This window comes from Agrobacterium sp. ST15.16.024 (assembly GCF_027956545.1).
In the GTDB taxonomy this organism is placed as follows: domain Bacteria; phylum Pseudomonadota; class Alphaproteobacteria; order Rhizobiales; family Rhizobiaceae; genus Agrobacterium; species Agrobacterium cucumeris.
Map to the genome: position 1 here is coordinate 1 of NZ_JAQKGO010000042.1, position 451 is coordinate 451.

Genomic DNA, 451 nt, shown 5'->3' on the forward strand with positions numbered 1-451 from the left:
AACGGCGACGACGTGCGGACGCTAGAGAATAGATTCAGTATAGCGGGGAGAAAGCCGATGACCCGACGGGCGACTAGCCGTACCCGTCGGGGGTGATACAGGGGGAGCGTGTTTCGATTATTGTGACAGTGTAACTTTATGATAGTCAATGTTCTGCAGGTCCTCCAGCAGCCCGGGGCCAACCGGCTGCCACTGCAAGCGCTCGCGGGTCCATGCCGAGCTGGCGCGCAGGTCAAGGGCGGTAAACGGCGCAAACCAGCCGAACCAGGCGTCGACCTGCGACTCATCCAGTTGGGTCAGCGGCAGGTTTAATCCGTGGGCAATTACCGCGGCAATATCGCGTAATGCGATCCCCTCTTCGGCCACCGCATGATAGCGCTCGCCGGCCGCGCCCTGAAGCAGCGCGCTGACATACAGACGTGCGACGTCATCGACATGGGCGGCTGACCAG

General features: G+C 61.4%; 1 pseudogene. It reads right to left on the reverse strand.

Annotated elements, in window-relative coordinates:
* Window positions 1-117 precede the first annotated feature (117 nt).
* Window positions 118-451: pseudogene (locus PL640_RS25535) on the reverse strand (NAD-dependent dehydratase); the annotation flags it as partial.